The 23,502-nt window shown below is 66.6% G+C and carries 15 protein-coding genes; 7 read left to right on the forward strand and 8 right to left on the reverse strand.

Annotation, left to right across the window (positions count from 1 at the left end; all coding sequences use genetic code 11):
• Positions 1-33: 33 nt before the first annotated feature.
• Positions 34-2,997: a caspase family protein gene (locus tag U1H99_RS19290; protein WP_323143336.1), complete on the reverse strand. Its 2,964-nt coding sequence runs from the start codon at positions 2,995-2,997 to the stop codon at positions 34-36.
• A 480-nt stretch (positions 2,998-3,477) separates the two neighbouring features.
• Here U1H99_RS19290 and ftsZ point away from each other — a divergent pair, with 480 nt between their 5' ends.
• Entirely contained in the window at positions 3,478-4,557 is a 1,080-nt protein-coding gene (gene ftsZ / locus U1H99_RS19295) for a cell division protein FtsZ (RefSeq protein ID WP_323143337.1), read from the forward strand.
• A 106-nt stretch (positions 4,558-4,663) separates the two neighbouring features.
• Here ftsZ and U1H99_RS19300 read toward each other — a convergent pair whose 3' ends face one another.
• Positions 4,664-6,289 carry a methyl-accepting chemotaxis protein gene (locus tag U1H99_RS19300; protein ID WP_323143338.1) on the reverse strand — a complete coding sequence of 542 codons (1,626 nt, stop codon included), beginning with the start codon at positions 6,287-6,289 and terminating at the stop codon, positions 4,664-4,666.
• Between the two features lie 26 nt (positions 6,290-6,315).
• Complete coding sequence (locus U1H99_RS19305) at positions 6,316-7,119, reverse strand: transporter (protein WP_323143339.1); 804 nt, start codon at positions 7,117-7,119, stop codon at positions 6,316-6,318.
• Between the two features lie 391 nt (positions 7,120-7,510).
• Between U1H99_RS19305 and U1H99_RS19310 the strand changes: the two genes are divergently transcribed.
• Positions 7,511-8,182: an HAD family hydrolase gene (locus tag U1H99_RS19310; protein WP_323143340.1), complete on the forward strand. Its 672-nt coding sequence runs from the start codon at positions 7,511-7,513 to the stop codon at positions 8,180-8,182.
• Here the strand turns inward: U1H99_RS19310 and U1H99_RS19315 are convergent.
• The 4 genes from U1H99_RS19315 to U1H99_RS19330 are packed head-to-tail and all read right to left on the reverse strand — an operon-like array spanning position 8,152 to position 14,231.
• Positions 8,152-8,511, reverse strand: coding sequence for a hypothetical protein (locus U1H99_RS19315; protein WP_323143341.1), 360 nt, complete (start codon positions 8,509-8,511; stop codon positions 8,152-8,154). The two genes, U1H99_RS19310 and U1H99_RS19315, sit on opposite strands and share 31 nt — an antisense overlap.
• Positions 8,508-9,992 (reverse strand): efflux transporter outer membrane subunit, encoded by a 1,485-nt coding sequence (locus tag U1H99_RS19320; RefSeq protein WP_323143342.1) that lies wholly within the window; start codon positions 9,990-9,992, stop codon positions 8,508-8,510. Before U1H99_RS19320 ends, U1H99_RS19315 begins: the two co-directional genes overlap by 4 nt.
• Entirely contained in the window at positions 9,989-13,093 is a 3,105-nt protein-coding gene (locus U1H99_RS19325; RefSeq protein ID WP_323143343.1) for an efflux RND transporter permease subunit, read from the reverse strand. Before U1H99_RS19325 ends, U1H99_RS19320 begins: the two co-directional genes overlap by 4 nt.
• Positions 13,086-14,231: an efflux RND transporter periplasmic adaptor subunit gene (locus U1H99_RS19330; RefSeq protein WP_323143344.1), complete on the reverse strand. Its 1,146-nt coding sequence runs from the start codon at positions 14,229-14,231 to the stop codon at positions 13,086-13,088. Before U1H99_RS19330 ends, U1H99_RS19325 begins: the two co-directional genes overlap by 8 nt.
• Positions 14,232-14,359: 128 nt before the next feature.
• Between U1H99_RS19330 and U1H99_RS19335 the strand changes: the two genes are divergently transcribed.
• The 4 genes from U1H99_RS19335 (at position 14,360) to U1H99_RS19350 (ending at position 20,170) form a co-directional block, all read left to right on the forward strand.
• Positions 14,360-15,037 carry a response regulator transcription factor gene (locus tag U1H99_RS19335; protein ID WP_323143345.1) on the forward strand — a complete coding sequence of 226 codons (678 nt, stop codon included), beginning with the start codon at positions 14,360-14,362 and terminating at the stop codon, positions 15,035-15,037.
• On the forward strand, positions 15,030-16,430 hold the full coding sequence (locus U1H99_RS19340; protein WP_323143346.1) for a sensor histidine kinase: 1,401 nt from the start codon (positions 15,030-15,032) through the stop codon (positions 16,428-16,430). The genes U1H99_RS19335 and U1H99_RS19340 overlap by 8 nt, the downstream gene beginning before the upstream one ends.
• Positions 16,431-16,478: 48 nt before the next feature.
• Positions 16,479-18,533 carry a hybrid sensor histidine kinase/response regulator gene (locus tag U1H99_RS19345; RefSeq protein ID WP_323143347.1) on the forward strand — a complete coding sequence of 685 codons (2,055 nt, stop codon included), beginning with the start codon at positions 16,479-16,481 and terminating at the stop codon, positions 18,531-18,533.
• 113 nt (positions 18,534-18,646) lie between these two features.
• A complete protein-coding gene (locus U1H99_RS19350) occupies positions 18,647-20,170 on the forward strand; it encodes a BCCT family transporter (RefSeq protein ID WP_323143348.1) in 1,524 nt (507 codons plus the stop codon).
• Between the two features lie 2 nt (positions 20,171-20,172).
• Here U1H99_RS19350 and U1H99_RS19355 read toward each other — a convergent pair whose 3' ends face one another.
• Positions 20,173-21,786 (reverse strand): methyl-accepting chemotaxis protein, encoded by a 1,614-nt coding sequence (locus U1H99_RS19355; RefSeq protein ID WP_323143349.1) that lies wholly within the window; start codon positions 21,784-21,786, stop codon positions 20,173-20,175.
• Positions 21,787-22,082: 296 nt separating this feature from the next.
• Between U1H99_RS19355 and U1H99_RS19360 the strand changes: the two genes are divergently transcribed.
• On the forward strand, positions 22,083-23,498 hold the full coding sequence (locus tag U1H99_RS19360) for a cryptochrome/photolyase family protein (protein WP_323143350.1): 1,416 nt from the start codon (positions 22,083-22,085) through the stop codon (positions 23,496-23,498).
• Positions 23,499-23,502: the final 4 nt, after the last annotated feature.

Below are 23,502 nucleotides of genomic sequence, written 5' to 3' on the forward strand. Positions count from 1 at the left end.
GTCGAGCTGTTGCTGACCTGTGGCCATGCTTGGTCACCGGTTCTGCTGTCCGCCCGACTGCAGCGATTGCGGCGGCGGGTGCTGGATACCGCCGTTCGGGCGCTGCAAGTCGCTCGCCGACGTCTGCTGCAGCTGGATCTGCTGCAGCAGGCGCTCGACGCTGCGCAACACGCCGAGCAGTTCGCCACCTTCGGGTACGGGCGACGGCCCGGGTGGCGGCACGGCTGCGCGCTCGGGACGCGCGGGTGACGGTTGTACCAGCGGCTGCAGAAAGGGCCGCTTGGCCGCCGCGCGGGAGCTCGCGTCGAGCTGGACATGCTGGCGCGGCGTCTTGCCGAAGTCGGCCCGGACCCGTTCGATGAAGGCGCTGTTGGTCAGCTTGGTACCGGCGGTCTCCAGGATCCTGGTGGCGCGGACGGTGAACTCGCCCTGGCCCTGGCTCTCCCACGCGGACTCGTCGCGGCTGCAGGCGGCGAAGCTCACCTCGTTGGTCACCTTCTCTTCGACGCCGGCCACGAAAGCCCGGGCAGCGCCGGCGTCGCCGACCACCCGCTCGCGATAGTCGTAAAACGCATTGATCAACTCTTTTGTCGGCGGCATGAAGCGCTGGCGCTGGTCGCCGTCGGCAATGAAGAGGCGCTGGTTGTCCCCCGAGTGGCAGCAATCCGTGAAACACGTCAGGTTGACGCCGGCGGGAACGCTCGCGTAGATCTCGCCGAGTTCGTCGTCCAGCACGAATGCGCCGGTCTGGAAGTCGTAAGGGACGATGGCCTGATCCCAGCCGCTCTTTTTCTCGTCGCCGTTCCGGTCCGGCATCTGGGTGCCATGCCCGGCATACTGGAACACGATGACGTCGCCCGGGACACTGTCGGCGATCAGCCGCTTCAGCTGGCCCATGATATTGGTGCGCGTGGCATCCTGGTCGAGCAGGCGCGTCACCGCGAAACCGGCACGGTCCAGGACCCGGTACCAGGATTCGACATCCGCCAGGCAGCCTGCCAATGGCTGGCCGGCGTAGGCATTGATACCGACGCACAGCGCCCGCCTGGCGCCACGCCGCTCGTCGATCCGGATATCGTCGCTGCGCCGGTCCTGCTTCACCAAGTCGCGTACCGTCGGCGTGGCCGGTGCCGGCGCCATGCCGCGGTCCGCGGCTTCGGCGGCAGGGTATTCGACGATGGTGCCGTCGTCGCCGCGGCTCAGGATGCGGCGGGCGATGCTGTTCATGGTGGCGCGGTCGTCGTCGAAGCCGCCGTGCGTCGTCGAGCGGCTGGCACTGTCCACCATCCCTGGCGGCGTCTGCGACCAGATGACCTCCGCCCTGCCCAGTCCACCGCTCAAGCCGAACAGGCGGCTCAAGTCGGCGTCGGCGCGCAGGCTTTCCTCGAGCCCGAGAATCGGCGTCTTGCGCTGCGGCTCGAGCGCATGGAAGATCAGGTACAGCAGCGATTTGTTGTAGATCCCGGCGCAGTTGTCGCGCGCCTCGAGCGCCTCCCTCATGGTGTACACCGTCAGATCGCGGATGCCGGCGCGATCGCCGACCAGGGGTGCAAGCTTCTCCTTGAACAGGTCGACCCGGACCGCGGGCGCCATCAGGTGGAGCGAGCGGAACTCGGGCACGCCGAGGTCGAGCGCGCAGGGGATGAACCAGGCATGGAAGATCGCGCCCGCGCTGTGGCCGACGGCATGCAGCTCCACGGCGTCGCCGTAGCGTTTGCAGAATGCCGCAAGCTGCTGCGCGACGAGGTAGGCGCCGCCTTCTCGTCCCGGCTGCACCTGGCGCGTCTCGCCCAGGGTGTCCGGCGAGGACGCGGTGCGGGCATTCTGCTTCATCACGCCCCAGATCTTGGGGGCGCCGAGAAAGCGCACCGTTTCCTGGATCAGCGGGTCGCTCGTATAGTCGGCGAAGTCGCGCTTGCCGGAGATCGCCCGCTGCAGCAGTTGCCCGACGCTTTCGAACAGGCCGGTCTCCCATACGAAATAGATGGGATGGATGTCGTTCTCGAGCCACCAGGCGACGCTCTTGCGGGCAATCGCCAGGCCGGCCGCGTCGTAGTTGAGGCCGCCGTGGGCCTGGAACATCAGGCGCAGAGGCCGCTTCGCGGCCTGGGCCCGCTCCAGCGCGCGCGGCAGGTGTTCCGAGAAGATCGCCTCGACGTCCTGCCGGGTGGTGCTCCATTCGCCGCCGCTCGACAGCTCTCCCATCGACAGGTTGACCAGGTGCGGCCTGAGGTCGGGCTTGCGCAGCGGCAGCGCTGCGTCCCGGCCCTGGCCGGCGTAAGCCGCGGGCGCTTCGGCATGTTCGTGATGCTCAGGGTGGTGGGTGCAGGCGTCGGCATCGGCCTCGAAGGCCGCCATCACGCCGCCCTCCCGGCTCTTCATCTCGTCGAGCAAGTCGGTGATGACGGCGTTGGCCGCCATGGCATCGGGATGGAACGGCGGCTCGCTCTCGGGCAAGGCCCGCCGCGCCTGTCCCATCTCGCGGCGCTTGCGCATGACGTCGTCCAGCATGCGCTCATAGTCGATGCTGTCGCCCGGACACGTTTTCTCCGACATCATGTTGTGGAATTTCAGGGTCGACAGCGGCAAGTCGAAGGCCTGCTGCAGCATCGCGACCACGCCGACCGCGGTGGCGCGCTGCTTGCCGTTGAACGGGTCGGCACCGACATCGAAGTCCCCGATCATCTCGAACATGAAGGGTCCGGCCCGATCGTCGCCGTTGAAACCCTTGGCGCTCGCCGGCGGCTTGTTCCAGTCGCGCCCCAGCCAGATCTCGCCGTTCGGGTCGATGGTGATGTGCTGGGCGATATCGCTCCAGCCGTTGTGCTCGGTGTGATAACGCCACATCGCGACAATCGTGTCCTCCCCCTTGAATCCGCGGCGGTCGGGGCGCCACGTATGGTGCATGTGGACGGCGTTGATGGAACGCGAGAACGGAAAACGGGTGAGCAACTCGGAGAATTGGTCCAGGCTCACTTTTTTGAAAGAGGGGCGCATGGTAATCCTTCACAAGGTGACCATCGCCGGTTGGCTTGACCGGAGATGATGCGGAACACATGCAGTGGCCACACATCTTCAATAGACAGCGGTCTACTGCGAGCCACATCATTTTGTGCCCATTTTTGACGGACGACACGCGAAAGATTGCGAAAAGTCGAAGCGTTCAATAAAAGCAACGCTTTGTCAAAAACCTATCGATTTTTGTGCGCATGCCATGAAAAAAATTGCCCGATTGCAACGAATGTTCGACCCAAATAAATTGACGCCGGCATCCCTCCTCCCCTGGTGCCGTAGCGCCGCACCTCAGCTGCATCCTTTTGCCGGGATTGCACGCGCTATTACAAAAGGTTTCGATTGAAACTTTTCCTAACTTTCGCGTGTGCGGCTCAGCAAGTAACCTAATGGGCTCGGTACCAGCCAGGCTCGTGACGGCGCCTCACGGCGGGCCGATCGCTTTTTCTTCAAACGGAGTCTTCCTTGTCCGACACTAATGTTCCTCAACCGCAAACGGTTATCAAAATCATCGGCATAGGCGGGGCCGGCGGCAATGCCGTCAGCCACATGGCGTCCTCCAACCTGTCCGCCTTCGAATTCATTTGCGCCAATACGGACGCGCAGGCGCTGTCGAACACCCGTACCGAAAAACGGATCCAGCTGGGCGAAAGCGGCCTCGGCGCCGGCAGCGACCCGGTCGCCGGGCGCGAAAGCGCGATGCACGAACGCAGCGTCATCGCCGACGCGCTCAAGGGCGCCGACATGGTCTTCCTCACCGCCGGCATGGGCGGCGGCACCGGCACCGGCGCCGCGCCCGTGGTGGCCGAAGTGGCGCGCGAGCTGGGCATCCTGACCGTCGGCGTGGTGTCGAAGCCCTTCCAGTTCGAAGGCCCGCGCCGCATGCGCGTGGCCGAAGAAGGCATCGCGGTGCTGGCGCGCTGCGTCGACTCGCTCGTCATCGTCCTCAACAGCCGCCTCGAGGAAGTCCTGGGCGACGACATCACGCAAAAGGGAGCCTTCGCCGCCGCCGACGAGGTGCTCGCCAAGGCAGTCACCGGCATCGCCGACATCATCACCGTGCCCGGCATGGTCAACGTCGATTTCGAGGACGTCCGCACCGTGATGCGCCAGACCGGCATGGCGATGATGGGCTCGGCCCAGCACGAGGGCGAGGACCGCGCCGTCAAGGCGGCCGAGGAGGCGATCTCCTGTCCCCTCCTCGACGGCTCCAACCTGCGCGCCGCGCGCGGGCTGCTGGTCAACATCGCCGCCTCCGAGGAAAGCCTGAAACTGCGTGAAACCCGGCTGGTGATGGACACGATCTGCGCCCAGACCAGCGACGATGCCATCATCAAGTTCGGGGCGGTGTTCGACGATACGCTGGGTGATGCGATGCGGGTGACCGTGGTGGCCACCGGGTTGAATCGTCCGAGCGACTTTGCCGTCGGGCGGCGCTCGGCGTTGTCGCGGCCCTTGAACCAGCCGCAGTCGGTTTTGCGCCAGGGGGGAGTCAGACCGACTCTGGGACAGCACGAGGTGCGGACCGGGACGACGCCGCGTTGACGCGGTCGCGGACCGGCAAGCATGATGCGGGGCGCCGGCATCCGGCGGCGGTAATGAAAAAGCCGTTGATTATCTTCATCGATGATCAAAGGTGTTTCACATGATCTTATCGGTTCAGGTAAGCACTGAATCGCGCTTGCCCTGACTCGATGATCAATGGATTGGCGAATCGTCTGGTCAAACCGCCGTCGTCCTCGCTGGTGACCAACGTGAAACTGCCGACCAGCCGGCGCAACTGGTTGGCCTGCTGCTCCATCGCCGTGGCGGCCGCGCTGGCCTCCTCGACCAAGGCGGCGTTCTGCTGGGTCGCACTGTCGATGTCGGCGATGGCGCGGTTCACCTGGCCGATACCGTCTTCCTGTTCGCGGCTGGCGGCGCTGATCTCGCCGATCACGTCGCTGACCCGGCGTACGCTCTCGACGACGCTCTGTATCGTGCTGCCGGCCTCGCCGACCAGGCTGTTCCCGAGGCCGACCTGGCGCACGGAATCGTCGATCAGCTGCTTGATTTCGCGCGCCGCGCTGTTGGCGCGCTGGGCCAGAGTGCGTACCTCTCCCGCTACCACCGCAAAGCCTCGCCCCTGCTCGCCGGCCCGGGCGGCTTCCACCGCCGCGTTCAGCGCGAGGATATTGGTCTGGAAAGCAATACCTTCGATCACGCCGATGATATCGACAATGCGATGCGCCGCGCTGTCGATCGCGTTCATGGTTCGCACCACCTGGCTTACCACCTCGCCGCCGCGCACCGCGACGTTGGAGGCCGACTGTGCCAGCTGGTTGGCCTGGCGGGCGTTGTCGGCGTTCTGCCGGACGGTCGAGGTCAACTGCTCGATCGAGGAAGCGGTCTCCTCCAACGCGCTGGCCTGGCTCTCGGTGCGGGTCGAGAGGTCGCTGTTACCGGCGGCGATCTGGCTTGCCGCGGTGGCGATGGAATCGGTGCCGCCGCGAACGTCGCCGACAATCTGGCGCAGGCTGTCGCGCATGCTGCGCAGGGCCAGTTTGAGCTGGCCGGTTTCGGTGCGATCATCCGGCGCACACGCGATGTCGGTGTCCAGCCTGCCTTCGGCAATGCGGCCGGCAAAGCCGATCGCATCGTCGAGAGGACGGCGGATCGAGCGCGACAGCAGCAGGCCGCTGCCCATGACGACCAGGGCGGCCGCGAGTGCGCTCAGCAGGATGCGCCGTTTCGCTTTTGCCACCGTATCGTCGCCGGCGGCGCGCGTCGTTTCCGATGCCTGCGCAATACGCTCGCTGAGCTTTTCCATACTTTGCTCGAGCTTGTGGAAATTGGCCATGAAGCCCGGCTGCGCCCGCCGCGCTGCCGCCCCGTCGGACAATGCCAGGGCCACCATGTTCTGCGCACTGTCGAGGTAGGGATCGACGTCCGGGCGGGCTTCCGCAATCGCCTGGCGAATAGCCGGATCGGTGGTCTTGTCCAGGCTGGCCATCAGCTTGCGGAACAGCGCGATATGGGCCGCGGTGTCGCGTTGGATGCCGTCGCGTTCGGCGGCATCCCCGCTGGTGCCTGCCAGCAGAGCCGCGAGCACGTCGGCGCGCAGCGCATCGTGTACCTGGTCGGCGCCCATCTGGTCCTTGATCGCGCTGCCGTTGTCGGTAATCGAATCCATGGCCGCATCGAGCTCACCGACGCTCAGGTAGCCGATTGCGCCGACCAGGACCACGAAGGTGATTGCACCCAGGTTGGACGCCAGCAGGCGCAATTTGATAGTCATGCTCTTCATGTCGCTCTCTGTTGCTGTTACATGCGTACCGACAGGCCGATGGCCACGCTCGTGTCGGGCGTGCGGCGGTTCAGGCCATGCATCAGCAGGACGTCGGCCTGGATATTCTTCTCGATCAGGTAAGTCAGGCCGGTGTCGACGCTGGCCTGGGTGCCACCGGACGACGCGCGCGCGATCTGCGGCGCCGCCAGCTCGACGAAACCGCGCACGCGCTCGCCGAACTCCTTGCCCAGGGTTGCGGCCAGGATGCCGTAACCGTGACGTTTGTCCGCGTCATCCCGGTCGACGGCAATGCCCGGCATGATGCCGAAGGAAAAGTCCTGCGGCAGGTCCCATTCGGCGGCAAGGCGCAGTGACGGCCGCACACCATGGCCGCGCAGCGCGCGGCTACCGCTGGGCAACTCGGCATGCAGCAGTACTCCGAGTGACGCTTGCCGATCCTGTTGATCCGCGAGATGCCATTTGACGCCGATCGCGGTATCCGCATAACCGGCAGTGCTCGTACGCGCGGCGCTCGAGGCGGCGTCGTCATGGACGACGGTGCGGCCATCGGTTTCGATGCGCAGCTCGGTGCTGTCGCCCATGCCGATGCGCAGCAGTGTCGGGGTGCTGAGTGAGCGCTCGCGGCTGGTGCCATCGCGCTGGCGGTCCCACTGGACGCTGGTTTCGAGCTGGATCCGGCCCCTGCCGACGACCTGGCTGGACTCGACGAAATCCGGGCGATCGGTGGAAATCGTGTCATCTCCTGCGGCATGTGCCAAGCCACACAACATCAGGGAGAGCGCAGCGACCAGCTTGGGATACGGGGCAACATGGACCATGATCGGTGTGGATATTGGAAACGTGTTCAGTATCCATGAGCGTCGATAGTCGGTCGAGCAATGATCAAATTTCCATAAAGAAATAATGATGCAGGAGAGATTTATGTATTTACTACGCAACAATTCATGACAATCTCGCATCTTTTCATCGGAATTCGTCAATTTCGGTCTCGGCCGGCAAGAACCGTACGCCGCTCCGGCGGGCACAGGACGGCCCCGTGTAGTCTGCCGGTCTTCTCAATAACGCGACAGGACCGCGCGAGCTGGAGCACACTATGGCGGAGAGTGCTGCGGCCCGGGCATGTCAGCGGTATAGAGCCATGAATTTTGTTCCTCGGGCTGAACAGTCGCTACCAACATCAACAGTGAAGATGCCCCTTAATTAAATTAAATGACGAACAAGACTGGATTGAAAGCTGTATTTTTTGACATCGACGGCACGCTGATCGATAGCAATGATGCGCATACGCAAGCATGGGTGCAAACCCTGGCACGCCACGGCCACGCCGTCGATTACGAGCAGATAAGGCGCTTGATCGGGAAGGGATCCGACAAGGTGTTCGCCGAGCTGCTCGGCATCGAGTCGGACTCGCCCCTCGCGAAACAGATCACAACCGAGCGTACGCAGTTATTACTGAACAGCTTTGTCCCGAACTTGAAGCCCACACCGGGCGCAAGACTGCTGGTCGAACGCATGCGATCCGCGGGCCTGCGCCTGGTGATCGCCTCATCCAGTGGAGAAGAGCTGCCTGCGTTGCTCGCGCAGGCCAAGGTGGACGATCTGCTCCATACGGCGGTCTCTTCCGATGAACTGCAGGACTCCAAACCCGACGGTGACATCATCGAAGTTGCCTTGCGCAAGGCCGGCGTGCAACCGGCGGAGGCCGTGATGATCGGCGACACGCCTTACGACATCGCCGCTGCCAAGGCGGCCGGGGTCCGGGGCATCGCACTGCGTTGCGGCGGCTACTGGGACGATGCGGCCTTTTCCGATGCGGCGGCAATCTATGATGACCCGGGCACCTTGTTGCATCACTGGGCCGACTCGCCGCTGGCAAGCTGAATGCGCCGACCCGCGTCCGGGATGGCAATGCCCTGGCGCCGGCAGTCGCGCAGGTTGAAGTACAGGCGCTGTCCGGCAGGCCAGTCGGTTCCGGGCACGATCGCAACGACGGTGCGCCGCGGCCGCATGCCCGCGTAGTAGCGGACGTAGACGGCCTGGTCGAGCGGGGCTGCCTCGCCGCAGCCGTTGCCCGGCGTGCTGCCGGCGGGCGCCATCGACTCGACAATGCCAACGCGCCACCCGTCCCGCTGCGGATAGCGTGCATCGCCGACATCGGCGCAAGCGCTTGCCAGGCAAGCCGCGCACATGCAAGCAGCGAGTGTCCTCATGGCGCGGCCACCGCGCCGCCGCCCAGCGCCTGGAACAACGCGACGGTATCGCTCAAGCGGCTGGCGCGCGCCTGGATCAGCGCCACCCGCGCCTGCTGCCAGGCTTGCTCGGCCTGCCATACCGCCGGATGCCCCAGCTGGCCGGCCCGCCATTGCGCCTGCGCGATCGCGAGTGCACGCTGCGTGGCCTGCTGCGCCGCCAGGGCGGCCTGCAGGCCGCGCGCGTCGGCGTCGATCGCGTACAGCACATCGGCGACGTTCTGGAATGCGCCCAGCACGACCAGCCGATACTGCGCGGCCGCCTCCTCGTAGGATGCCTCGGCCGCGCGCTGGCGATGCCGTAGTGCGCCGCCCTGGAACAGCGGCTGCACCAGGTCGGCGCCGATGCTCCAGAAACCGCCCCCCGACTGGAACAGCGTGCCCGGCGTCAGCGCGGCGCTGCCGATGGCCGCACTCAAGGCGATATTCGGCAAGCGCGCCGCCTGGGCGATACCGATTTGCGCCGACGCGGCACGCATTTGCGCCTGCGCGGCCTGGATGTCGGGCCGCTGTTCGACGAGACGCGCCGGCAGCGTGAGCGGCAGCCTGGCTGGCAGCTGCAAGTCGTCCAGCGACGGACGCGGCAGCCGATCCGTCGCCGGCGTCCGCCCCGCCAGCGCGGCCACCAGGTCACGCTGCTGGGCAAGCTGCCGCTCCAGTGCCGGCAGCGCGGCCTGCGCCTGGGCCAGCAACGCTTCCTGTGCCGCCACATCGGCCGCACCCGCCTGCCCGGCGCGGCGCGCGGCGCGCATGGCGTCGAGGCAGGCCTGCGCGGCCTGTACGATGGCGCGGTCCGCCGCGAGCTGTTCCTCGAGTGCCGCCTGGTTGATCACCGCGTTGACAAGGTTCGATGCCAGCGTCAGGCGGGCGGCGGCGCGCTGCAAGCGTGCCGTGTCGACCTGGGCTTGCGCACTCTCGGACTGGCGGCGCTGCCCACCGAACACGTCGGGCGCGTAGGCGACACTCAGCTGCGCCGTGTGCAATGTATACAGGTTGGCACCCGAGGCGGTTGGACTCGACAGGGTCGACGCGACCCGCTGCCGCGTCGGCAGGAATTCCAGGCTCGCACTCGGCGCAAAGGCGCCGCGCTGTGCGGCCGCGAGTTCGCCGGCCGCGCGCAAGGCGGCATCGGCCGACTGGAGGTCGGGACTGTCGGCAAGTGCGGCGGCCAGCAAGGCATCCAGCCGGGGCGAGGCGAAAGCCTTCCACCAGTCCGGCTCGACGGTCTGCGCAGGCACCCAGTATTGGGCGGTGCCGGTCGGGCCGGGCCCGCCGACCGCCGCCGCCGGCAAGGGCTGCGCGGTATAGCCGGTATCGGACGGGGCGGCGGGCGCGACAAAGTCTGGCCCGACCGCGCAAGCCCCGAGGGCGCCCGCCAGCACGCCCGGCAAGATCAAACGGCCGGCGATCGAACACGCCGCAAGCAAACGAGCCGGTTTCATGCGAGATCTCCTTCATACGACGGCGCGCCGGCGCGCCGCCGCCCGTGCCATTCCTCGACCAGGTAGTACAGTGCCGGCAGCAACAGCAAGGTCAGGATGGTCGCCGTCACCAGGCCGCCCACCACCACCGTCGCCAGCGGCCGCTGCACGTCGCTGCCCAGGCCATGCGCCAGGGCGGCGGGCACCAGGCCCAGCGCGGCCACGGTGGCCGTCGTCAGGACCGGCCGCACGCGCTCGCGCGCGCCCTGGATCACGGCCCCCCGCAAGTCATCGGGCGCCAGGGCGCGCCAACGGTTGAGGTTGGAGATCATCACGACCGCGTTCAATACCGCCACGCCGAACAGGGCGATGAAGCCCACCGCCGACGACACGTTCAGGGTCATGCCGCGCAGGTGCAGCGCGGCCAGGCCACCCAGCAAGGACAGGGGCACGGCGACCAGGATCAGACCAGGCTGCCGCAAGTTGCCGAACTGCGAATACAGCAAGACGAACATCAAGGCCAGGACCGCGGGCACGATCACCGCCAGGCGCGCCTGCGCGCGTTGCTGGTTCTCGAACTGGCCGCCCCAGGCGATATGGTAGCGCGCGTGGTCGTAGGGAATGTCGCGCTCGATGCGCGCCTGCGCATCCGCCAGGAACGACGACAGGTCGCGTCCGCGCAGGTTGGTACGGACCGTCAGGTGGCGCCGCCCCATTTCGCGCGTGATCGTCGTTTCGCCTTCGGCAATCGTGACGCGCGCCACCTGGGACAGCGGCACCTGGGCACCGCCGGGCGTCGACAGCGGCAGCCCGGCGATCGCCTGCGGGTCGGCGCGCGCGGTCCCGGCAAAGCGCACGGCGATGTCGTAGTTACGGTCGTCCAGGTAGACCTGGCCGACGGGACTTCCTCCGATACCGGTCTGGATCAGCGCCATCACGTCCGCGACGTTGACCCCGAGGCGCGCGCTGGCCGCCCGGTCGACCTCGACGCGCACCTGCGCCAACGGCGGCTCCTGGTCGACGATGACATCCTGGGCCCCGGGCACCTTGCGCAGCAGCCGTTCGACATCGCGTGCCAGGCGGCGCGTGGCGCGGAAGTCGTCGCCGTACACCTTGACCACCAGGTCGCTGTGCGCGCCCGCCAGCTTGTCGAGCACGCCGTCGATCATGGGCTGGGAAAATCCGACGTCGGTGCCGGGCAGCCGGCGGTAGCGTGCCGCGAGCCGGTCGATCAGGTCCTGCTTGCGCATGCCGGACGGCCACCGCTCGTAGGGCAGCAAGGTGACGGCGCATTCGATATGCGACGGCGTGAACGGATCGGTGCCGTCGTCATTGCGTCCCAGCTGCGTCACCACGTGCGCCACCTGCGGTTCGCGCAGGGTGGCGGCGCGCAAGGCGTCCGCCATCTGCGTCGCCTTGTCCAGCGAGATCCCGGGCGGCAGGGTCACCTGCAGCCAGATCGATCCTTCATCGAGGACGGGCAGGAAATCGCGGCCCACCGTGGCCCCCAGCACCGCCACGGCGGCGAAGGTGGCGACGACCAGCGACAGGACGGTTCCTGAACGCCCAACGAGGCGCTCCAGGAGCCCCTGGTAGCGTGGCATCAGCCAGGCCAGCACGGGGTTGTGAAAGATCTTGCGGGGCGAGCGGAATGCCGCGTACGCCATGCCGGGAATCAGCATGAGCGTCATCGACAGCGCGCCCAGCAGCGCGAAGGCCACGGCGAAGGCCATCGGTGAGAACAATTTGTATTCGATCCGCTGGAACGCGAACAGCGGCAGGTAGGCAATCATGATGACCAGCATGCCGAAGAAGGTCGGCCGCATCACCTGCAAGGCCGCGCCCAGCGCCTCCGAGGCGGCAAGCGGACCGTCGGGCTGCGCTTCGCGCCGCTGCAGGATCGCTTCCAGCACGAAGATCGCGCCATCCACGATGATGCCGAAGTCGATGGCCCCGAGAGACAGAAGATTGGCCGGCACGTGGAACTGACGCATCATGGCGAACGCGAACAGCAGCGACACCGGAATGGCGGTCGCGGCGATGAGTGCCGCGCGCGGGCTGCCGAGGAACAGGACCAGGACCACGGAAACCAGCACCGTTCCCTCGACCAGCGTCTTGCCGACGGTGCCGACGGTGGCGTCCACGAGCATGCTGCGGTCCATGTAGGGTACGACCTTGACGTCCTTCGGCAGCACATGGTCGTTCAGGTCGCGCACCGCCTCGTGCACGCGCGCGATGACCTCGGATGGATTTTCGTTCTTCAACAGGAGGACGATGCCGGACACCGTATCCGGTATCCGATCCTTGCCAAGGATGCCATGGCGCTCCTGGCTGCCCAGGGTGACCCGGCCCAGGTCCGAGAGGAGGACCGGGACGCCCGCCTTCTGCGCCACCACGATGTTGCCGAGATCGTCCATGCCGCGGATCAGCCCGGTCCCGCGGATGACCAGTCCCTGCTCCCCGCGGGCGATGACACTGCCGCCGGCGCTGGCGTTGTTGGCGGCGATCGCCTGCGTGACCTGCGCCAGCGTCAGCTTGTACTTCGACAGGGCGGCGGGATCCAGTTCAAGCAGGAACTGGGTCGTGATGCCGCCGAAGTTGCTGACGTCGACGACGCCGGCCGCCTGCTTCAGGCGCGGGATCACTTTCCAGCGCTGCAGCTCGGACAGTTCGCGCAGGCTGCGCGTCGGCGACTCCAGCGTATAGCGGTAGATTTCACCAATCGGCGACGTCAGCGGATCGAGGCCGGGCTGGGCGCCGTACGGCAGGCTGACGGCGGCGATACGCTCCTGCAGGCGCTGGCGCGACCAGTAATCCTCCATCCCGTCCTTGAAGACGACCGTGATCAGGGATAGTCCGAAAGTGGATTTGGAGCGCATCACCTGCATCCCGGGGGTGCCCATGATCTCGCGTTCCAGGGGGATCGTGATCTGCTGCTCGACCTCCTCGGCCGCCAGCCCGTTGACTTGCGTGACCACCTGCGAGGTCGTATCCGCGATGTCGGGATAGGCCTCGAGCGGCAACTGGGTCCAGCACCATGCGCCATACGCGGCGATCAGCATGAACAGGCAGCCGACCAGCCCACGCTTGTGGAAGCACAGCGTGACGATGCGCTCAATCATTCAACAGCACCCCGTTCCTGACCACCACGCGCTCGCCGGCGCGCAGGCCGGCCGTGACCTCGATACGTTCGCCGACCTGGGTGCCCAGGTGCAGGGCGCGCGCTTCGAAGCGCCACGGCGCGACCTCGACGAAAGCCCGGCTGGCGAAACCGTCCTGTACCACCGCCGCCAGGGGCAGCATGATGCCGCGGCGCGGCCGTTCGGCGAAATCGGCCTGCGCGAACATGCCGGGGCGCAGCCGTCCGTCGCGGTTCGCGACCGGCAGGCGTACCTTGAGCGTGCGCGTGTCCGGATCGAGCGCCCAGCCCAGGGTGGCCACGCGGGCATCCGTCACGTCACCGAAGCCGGCGCCACGCACCGCTACCCGCTGTCCTTCGTAGATGTGCGCAAGATCCTGCTCCCTGGCGTTGGCGGTGACGTCGACGCGGGAGGTGTCCGCCACCACCATCAGCGCCGCGGTCGCATCGTTCCAGTAACCGCCGGCCCCGGCGGCGAGTTCGACGACGCGGCCGCCGATCGGCGACCGTACCGCCAGCGCGCGCCCGGGCGCGGCGCCGCGCGCGCCGAGCTGGGCAAGGCGCGCCGCGGTGCGGGCGGCCTCGCTGTCGGCCTGCTCGTAGTCGCCACGGGCCTGTTCGAGGTCGCGGGTGGCCGCGATGTCGGCACCGGCCAGCGTACGCTGGCGCGCCAGATTGCTGCGCGCCAGGTCCAGCGCGGCGCGTGCCTTGGCGTCGTCGGCCCTGGCCTGCGCCAGGTCCGCCGCGTCGATGGTGAACAGGACATCGCCCGCCTTGACCACGTCGCCGAGCCGCTTGTCGAGGGTGACGATGCGGCCGGGCGCCGGGGTCGTCACCTTGACGACCCGTGCCGGATCGGCTTCGACGACCGCCGGCAGCGTGAAGCGGGCATCGATCCGTTCTTCCGCCACGGCGGCCACGGCCAGCGCCGCGCGCAGCGGCGACTCCGGCCCTACGACGAGCTGCGTGCCTTCGCGGCGCAGCGCCGGCTGGGGCGCGGGCGACTGCGTTTCCTCGGCATGCAGCAGGCCCCAGCGCCAGGCGCACAGCGCCGCCATGCAGGCGCCGCCGATCGCGACCAGCCGGCGCCGCCGCCGGTGGCGCAAGATTTTCGTATTCATGACCACATCCACTCCGGTATATCCGATGCCCGGCATGGTAGGCACTTCGCCCGCCGGGGATCATGAATTCTTCTTCAGGAAACCCGCACGTGGCCGCTGCTATACTCCGGGCGAAGCGAGGATGAGCCATGAAAATACTGCTGGTGGAAGATGATCCGAAAGCGGCGCGCCTGCTGGCGCGCGGTCTCGAGGAGGACGGCTACGCGGTCACCGTGGCGGCATCGGCGGAACAAGCCGCGCCATTGGCAGGCGACGGCCATGCCATCGCCATCCTCGACTGGATGCTGCCCGGACAGAGCGGCGCCGCACTGTGTCGCGCATGGCGCCAGCGCGGGATACGGCTGCCGGTGCTCATGCTGACGGCGCGCGACGGCCTGCAGGATCGTGTCGAAGGACTCGACAGCGGCGCCGACGATTACCTGGTCAAGCCGTTCGAATTCGATGAATTGCTGGCACGCGTGCGTGCCCTGCTGCGGCGGGCGGCGCTGCCCGCGCTGCAGCGCCGCTTCATCGGCGACCTGGCGATCGATCCCTTGACGCACAAGGTCACGTGCGAAAACCGGCAACTGTCGCTGACGCCGAAGGAATACGCGATCCTGATCCTGCTGGACGCACGGCCTGGCCACGTGGTCAGCAGGCGCGAACTGGCCGAGCAGGTCTGGCACGTCGACCTGATCGCGATCGATAACCTGATCGACGTCCATATCAAGAACCTGCGCCGCAAGTTCCATTGCGCCGACAGCAGCGTCCTGGTCGAAACGGTACGGGGACAGGGATTCCGGCTCGGCGGGTCGGCCTGTGTTTAGCCTGCGCGGCAGGCTGGTGCTGGGCCATGCGGGCGCGGTCCTGATCATCGTCGGTTGCGCGGCGCTGGCGGGCTGGTGGCAACTGTCGCGCTCCCTTCATGGCCAGCTCGATGGTGCCTTGCTTGCCTTGGCCGAAGCCGAAGCCGGCATCCTGGTCGCCACCCACGGCACGCCCGTGCGGGTACACGACACGCCTTCGGGCAACGTGCCGTCCCTGACGCGGCTCGATCGCCTCATCCAGATCGTCGACCTGCAAGGCCGGGTGCTCGCACGCAGCAGCAACCTGGCGAATGGGACCCTGCCCTTGCAAACGGCACTCCAGGCCCGTCTCGCGGCCGGCGAGACCGTGTTCGACACCTTGCCGCACGCCGGCGAAGAACCCCTGCGCATGGTATCGCTGCCCACGGTCATCGATGGCCGTACGCTTGCCGTGCAGGTGGCGGGCTCGCTGGACGACGTCGACCACACCCTGCAAGCGGCAGGGCTGCTATTCGCCGCAATGGCGGCTGCCTTGATGCTTGCGGTGAGCGGCGCCGGTCTGCTGCTGACGCGCGACATCTTGCGTGCCATCGACGGCCTGGTCAGCCGGGCGCGCCTGATCGGCGACGCCAGCCTCCATGAACGCCTTCCCCACCAGGGCACGGACGACGAAATCGGCAAGCTGGTCGACACACTGAATGCGATGCTGAGCCGGCTGGAATCGGCCTTCATGGTCCAGCGCCGCTTTACCGCGGATGCCTCGCACGAGCTGCGCACGCCGTTGTCGCGCCTGCGCATGGAAATCGAGGTGACCCTGCGCCGGCCGCGCAGCGAGGAATACTATGCCGAGGCCCTGCGATCCTGCCTGGAAGAGGTGCTGCGCCTGTCCGGCCTCGTCGACCAGCTGCTGACGCTCGCACGCATCGACGCCGGTACGCAGGAAGGCGGTGCCGATACGCTGCCGGTCGCCATGATGGCGCAGGCCGTCGTCGGCCGCCTCCAGCCGGCTGCACAAGATCGCGGCATGCGCATCCGCTTGGACATCATGGGCAGCGCAGGCGGCGCCGGCGTGCATCCGGCACTTGCCCTGGTCCTGACCAACCTGCTGGACAATGCGATCAAGTTTTCTCCGCCCGGAAGCGAGGTCGAGGTCACTGTCTACAAGGCCGGCGACGATGTGATGCTCGTGGTGGACGACCAGGGCCCCGGTATCGCGCCGGAAGATCTTCCGCATATCTTCGATCGGTTCTATCGCGGCGCGCAAGCGCGCGCGGCCACGCCCGGCATGGGATTGGGCCTGGCGCTGTCCCGATCGATCGTGCACGCCCTCGGCGGCAGCCTGGGCGTGGACGCCAGTGCCGCACGCGGTGCGCGTTTTGCCGCGAGGACGCGTGCGGTGTATCCATTGCAGTGAGGTCGATGTTCCCGGAACCCTGGACAAGCACTTTCGAAGGATAAGCGTATGCAATGGGCAGAGGTGGCAGGGCCAGTCCTTGGATTCGCGGCCGGCGCGGGCGCGGCCTGGTTGCTATCGATCATCCGGCGGCGTCGCACGCCGGCCACGCCTTCGTCCACCAGCGCGGCCGAGCGCCGCGCCGGCCTGGCGAGCCGCCTGGACGCCTTCAAGCATGTCATCGAATCCGCGGACATCGGCGTCTTCTTCTGGGACCTGGCGCGCGATTCGGTGCGCTGGTCGCAGCGCCATTACGTCATCTTCGACTGGCCCGCCGGCACGCCGGTCACCCATGCGATGTTTCGGCAGCGCGTGCATCCCGACGACCTGGCGGAGGTCGATGCGACGATCAAGACCGCCTTGCGCGACCGCGCCGACTATGCGATGCGCTTCCGCCTGCGGCTCGACGATGGCTCGATCCGCTATGTACGCGGTAGCGGGCGGGTCGATACCGATGGCAATGGCCGCGCCGCCGGCGTCAATGGCGCCGTGATCGACGTCACCGAGACCACCATCGCCCAGAACGCGACGCGCCAGCGCGAGCGCGAGCTGGCTGCCATCGCGATGCACCTGCCGGACATCATCTGCCGTTTCGACCGCGACTGCCGCTGTGTATTCATGTCGTCGCGCATCATGGAATTGACGGGACAAGCACCCGAATCCTATATCGGCAAGTCGTGCGGCGATTTCAAGCTGCCGGCCGACGTCGCCGCGCGCTGGAGCGCCGTGCTGGAGAGTGTCATGCGCGACGGCGCGCCACGCGAATTCGACTTCACGCTGGTCGACCAGCACGGCAGCGGCCATTTCTTCATCACGCGCGCCCTGCCCTCGTTCGACCCCGAGGGCAGGGTCGAGTCCGTGCTGACGGTGGCAAGCGACCACACCGAGCGCGAACGCGACGCCCGCCAGGTGCGCGAAGACGGTGCGGCGCTGCGGCAGGCGGACCGCCGCAAGAATGAATACCTGGCGACCTTGGCCCATGAACTGCGCGGCCCGCTGGCGCCGATCTCGTCGGCGGCGCACCTGATCCGTTTTTCCACCGACCGCCAGGTGCGCGACAAGGCGCGCGAGATCATCGAGCGCCAGGTGGCGCAATTGGCCGGACTGGTGAACGATTTGATGGAGGTCGGCCGCATCAGCGCCGGCAAGCTGGACATCGAACGCAAGCCCGTCACCATCCAGACCGTGATCGACCACGCCCTGGAAAGCGCGCGCCCTTTATTCGAGCAGAAGCAGCAGCCGGTCGCTTACCGTTTGCCGCCGACACCGCTCTGGGTGAGCGGCGATCTGCTGCGCCTGACGCAGATCTTCAACAACCTGCTGGCGAATGCGTCCAAGTATTCACCACCCGGCGCACCCGTGGCCATCGACGCCGGCGTCGACGGCGACAAGGTCGTCGTGCATGTACGCGACCAAGGCATCGGGCTGCCCGCGTCGGTGGTCGACGACATTTTCGAACTGTTCGTCCAGGTCCATGCGACAGGCATCCATGCCCAGGGTGGCCTGGGTATCGGCCTCAGTCTGGTCAAGCAGCTGGTCGAACTGCATGGCGGGTGTGTGACGGTGTCGAGCGAAGGAGCCGGCAGAGGCAGCTGTTTCACGGTCGTGTTGCCGCTGGCGGCGCAGCCCGCCGCGCTGCCGCTCGCCGTCCCGGAGGCGCCGGCGGTCGTGCAGGCGCCGCTGACGGTGCTGGTGGTCGACGACAACGTCGATGGCGCCAGCACGCTGGCCCTGCTGCTCGAAGCACTGGGCCATACGGCGGTGCTGGCATTCAATGGCGTCGATGCGGTCGCACGCGCCGCCGACCACCGGATCGACATGGCCTTCCTGGATCTCGGCCTGCCCGACATCAGCGGCGTGCAAGTCGCACTGCGCATCCGCGCCACGCCACGCGGGCGCGAACTGCCGCTGATCGCACTCACCGGACTGGGCCGTGAAGAGGACCGCCACCTGACCAGCGCGGCGCAATTTGACGAGCACATCACCAAGCCGCTGCAACTGGACGACCTGGTGCGCGTCACGCAAGCGGTTGCGCGCCGGTGCGCCGGTCGCTCACCGGTGTAAGGCGGAGGCGTGGCGGGCAGGGGCGGACACGCTTGCCGCGCCACGCCTGACAAGGCGCCGCAAAGCGGGTAGGATGAGATGACTTTTTGTAAAGACTCCATGTCTACGTTCGCATGCAATTAATTCTTACGACAGGCTTCATTTTCCTGATCGTCCTATGGGGCATCTTTTCCCCGGCGAGTATGGCAGGCCTGTTCGACATGCTGCTGGCCGCCATCACCCGCAATTTCGGCTGGTTCTATTTGTGGCTGGTGCTTGGCCTGGTACTCTTCGCCGGCTTTCTCGCGTTCAGCCGCTACGGCAACCTGAAGCTGGGCGAGGACGATGAAGAACCCGAGTTTTCGAATGCGACCTGGTTCTCGATGCTGTTCGCGGCCGGCATGGGCATCGGCCTGGTGTTCTGGGGCGTGGCCGAACCGATCTCGCATTTCACCACGGCCCCGCCGGGCCTGACCGCCGCCACGCCCGAGGCCGCCGGCGCGGCGATGCGCTACGCCTTTTTCCACTGGGGCCTGCATCCGTGGGCGGTCTACAGCATCGTGGCGCTGGCGATCGCCTACTTCCAGTACCGCCATGGCCGCGCCGCGCTGATCAGCGAGTCGATCCGCGCCCTGCCCTGGGCACCACTGCGCCGCCTTGCCGGCACCTTCAACGGCCTGGCGACGGTCGCCACCGCCTTTGGCGTGGCCGCTTCCCTGGGGATGGGCGCGCTGCAGATCAACAGTGGCCTCTCGGCCGTGTTCGGGATCGCGACAACGCCGATGGCGCAAGTCGCGATCATCGTCGTCACCACCTTGCTGTTCGTGACCTCGGCCGTGAGCGGCGTCGACCGCGGCATCAAGTATTTGTCGAACTTCAACATGGTGCTGGCGCTCCTGCTCGCACTGGCCGTGTTCCTGGTCGGGCCCACCGTTGCCATCGTCGACACCTTCGGTACCACGCTCGGCAGCTACCTCAGCGAACTGGTGCGCATGAGCCTGCGTGCCACGCCTTTCCGCGACAGTAACTGGGTCGGCGCCTGGACCGTCTTCTACTGGGCCTGGTGGATTGCGTGGTCGCCTTTCGTCGGCCTGTTCATCGCGCGCGTGTCGCGCGGACGCACCATCCGCGAATTCATCATCGGCACCGTGGTGGCACCGTCGCTGGCCGGCTTCGTGTGGTTTTCGATCTTCGGCGGCACCGCGCTGTACATGGAAATCTGGCAGCACGTGCCGCTCAGTGAAGCGGTGAAGGCCGACGCGTCGACCGCGCTGTTCACCCTGTTCAACGCATTGCCATTCGGAATCGTCATGTCAGTAGTGGCGACCGTGCTGGTGCTGGTCTTCTTTGTCACCTCGGGCGACTCGGCGGTGCTGGTGCTGGGCATGATGAGTTCCGGCGGCAATCCGAACCCTGCTCCGCGGGTGAAGATCGTCTGGGGCCTGCTGGTGGCGGGGATCGCGATCAGCATGCTGCTGGCCGGTGGACTCAAGGGCGTGCAAACGGCCACCATCGTGTTTGCCTTGCCGTTTGCGCTGGTCATCCTGCTGATGGTGTGGTCACTGTGGCGCACCATGCAGCAGGACCAGCACCGGCTCGAGCGCCAGGAACGGGAAATGCGCAAGAAGGTGAAGGAGTGGGCGTCGAAAGAGTCCTAGCCTCAGTGGACGGCAAGCGCCAGCGGCGCTGTCCGCCCACCCGCGGTCGATGTCGGCTGCCGCGCGGGTGCACGGGTGTCGATCCGGAACACGGATACCGCACCCAGCAAGTGGTCGCCCTCCTCGCGCAGCGCGGCGGCAGCCGCGGCGGCTTCTTCCACCAGCGCCGCGTTCTGCTGCGTCACCTGGTCCATATGCACGACCGCCTGGTTGATCTGCTCGATGCCGGCGCACTGTTCCTCGCTCGCAGCTGTGATGTCGGTCATGATGGTCGTGACACGACCCACGCTCGCCACGATATCCTGCATCGTACTGCCGGCCTGCACCACCAGGCTTGAGCCGACCTCGACATTCGCCACCGATGTCGTGATCAGGGTCTTGATTTCCTTGGCGGCGGCGGCCGACCGTTGCGCCAGGCTGCGCACCTCGCCGGCGACCACCGCAAATCCGCGTCCCTGCTCGCCGGCGCGGGCGGCTTCCACCGCGGCATTCAGCGCCAGGATATTGGTCTGGAACGCAATGCCGTCGATGACACTGATGATCTCCACGATCTGGCGCGAAGAAGCGCTGATGGCACCCATGGTGTCGACCACTTTCTCCACGATCTGCCCGCCGCGCACGGCCACGCTCGACGCGTCCAGCGCGAGCTGGCTGGCCTGGCGCGCGTTGTCGACATTGTGGCGCACCGTCGCCGTCAGTTCCTCCAGCGAGGACGCTGTTTCCTCGAGGCTGCCGGCCTGTTCCTCGGTGCGCTGCGACAGGTTCAGGTTGCCCGCGGCGATCTGGCTGCTGGCGCCCGCGATCGCGCCGCTGCTGTCGCGCATGGTGCCGACGGTCGCGGCCAGCTTGTCCTGCATCGTCGCCAAGCCCCCCAGCAGTTTGCCCAGCTCGTCCTGCCGCTCGATCCTGACGACGTTCGACAGGTCGCCACGCGCCATGGCATCGAAATGGGCAAGGGCCTGGTCCAGCGGCCGCATGATGGCCCGGATCAGGGACAGCGACGCCGCCACGATCAGCACGGCGCCCAGCGCGATGCCGCCCAGCGCGATGAAACGCCCACGATGGGCAAGCTGTTCGCCGTCCTCGTACTGGCTCTTGGCCTGCCTGATCTGGTAGTCATCCAGCGTGTTGGAGGCATCGTTGTACGCTCCGAACACGCCGACAAGGCCCCGGCTTATCGCATCGATCGCCTGCGGTTCGCCGCGCGCCACGGCGTCGGCGAATTTCTGCAAGCCCTGGTTGATGTAGACCGCGCGCTTCGCGACCACGATTTGTGCCAGCCGCTGCTCTTCGTCGTCCTGCGGCAGCGCCATGTAGGCCGCCCAGGCCTTGTCGGACTCGACGAGAAAGCCGTGGGCCCGCTCGAGTGTGGCCGCGACGTCGGCGGCGTGCGGATTCAGGGCGGCGCGATCGATCGCGAAGCGTGTTCGCGCTAGAAAGTTCTTGGAATTATTGATCGCGATGCTGGACATCAGCTGGTTCGAATACACATCGTCCAGCGACGTTTGCAGTGCACGCATGCCGAACATGGACAGCACACCGAAGGCGAGGATGATCAGGCCGAGCAAGGCCATCGTCGCGACCAGGCGCGCGCGAATTGTCAGTTTATTTGTCATTTTTGATGATATGTCGTGCTCTACGGGGAAGCGAAGTGATCGATGCGTTCGACCGTCGAACGCGACAACGGGTGCCAGCAGCAGGCCGGCCCTGCAAATCTAGACTAACCGAATTTCCGATCCATTATTATTACCAAGTGGCAATAAATGATCTTTTGTCGAAATTGAGCAACGACCCTGCTCGAGATGGATGTCGATGCAGCGTGGCGAGCACGGTGCCGGCCCTGCTCAGCAGTGCGCCAGCCTTACCGGTGGTTGTTAGAATGCACATACACCAACAAGCGGACCCACGAGTCATGAACCACCGACGATCGATCTTCTGGATGCGGCGCGACTTGCGGGCGCACGACAACGTGGCCTTGCACGCGGCACTCTCGACTTCCGACCAGGTGGTCTGCGTCTTCGTCTACGACCGCACCATTCTCGACGACTTGCCGCGCCAGGACAGGCGCGTGGCCTTCATCCACGCCAGCATCGGCGAGGCGGCCGCGAACATTGCCGCCCTCGGCGGCAAACTGCTCACGCTGGAAGGTGATCCACGGCGCGTTATCCCGGAATTCGCGCAGCGCATCGGCGCCGAGCGCGTGTTTGCGAACGACGATTACGAACCTGCCGCGCGCCGGCGCGACGAGGCGATCGCGCAAGCGCTCGCGGATGACGGCCGCGCATTGCTGTTATCCAAAGACCAGGTCTTGCTGCACAAGGAGGAGGTGCTCAGCCAGTCCGGCACGCCCTACACGCGCTTCACACCCTACTACAATGCGTGGCTGCGCGAACTGGGCCGCGATCAGCGGATACTGGGCGATTACGACCCTGCCCCTTTCAAGCGCCGTCTGGATGCCAGCGTGCCGGGTCCGTCCAACATTCCACTCGCGCAGCTCGGCTTTGACGAAGTCGATTTGGAGAGCCTGAGCCTGTACCCCGGCACGCGTGGTGGGCGCCGGGTATTGGACGAGTTCGTCGGCAAGGTCGACGATTACATGGCATTGCGCAATGTGATGGCGCTGCCGGCCACTTCCGGCCTGGATATCCATCTGCGCTTCGGCACCCTCTCGATCCGGGAAATCTTCCGCGAACTGGGCAAGCGCAAGGATGTGCAGGATGCCAGCCTGGCCGGCTGGATCCGCGAAGTCTGCTGGCGCGAGTTTTTCGCCCAGCTGATGTACCACGTGCCGCGCGTCGCCAACGGCCCTTACCTGCAAAAGTACGCGCGGCTCGACTGGGTCGGGGGCGAGGCCGGCGAGCGCCTCCTCGACGCATGGAAGAACGCGGCCACGGGCTACCCGATCGTGGACGCGGCGATGACGCAATTGAACAGCACCGGCGCCATGCACAACCGGGCGCGCCTGATCGCCGGCTCGTTCCTGGTCAAGATCCTGGGCGTCGACTGGCGCCAGGGCGAAGCCTATTTCGCCCTGAAGCTGAACGACTACGACCACGCCAACAACAACGGCAACTGGCAATGGGTGGCGTCGACAGGCGCCGATGCCCAGCCCCCCTACCGGATCTTCAACCCGTCATCGCAGTCGAAGACCTACGATCCGGACGCGACCTACATCAAGCACTGGCTGCCCAGGCTGGCCGGCATCGAACCCCGCCATCTGCACGAGCCGGCGCGCCGGGGCCAGCCGATTCCCGACTACCCGGCGCCCATCGTCGACTACGGCGCGGGGGTCGAAGCGTGCAAGCGACGCTACGGCGTCGCGCGATGAAGCA

It is taken from the genome of Massilia phyllosphaerae (assembly GCF_034659755.1).
Lineage (GTDB): Bacteria > Pseudomonadota > Gammaproteobacteria > Burkholderiales > Burkholderiaceae_D > Telluria > Telluria phyllosphaerae.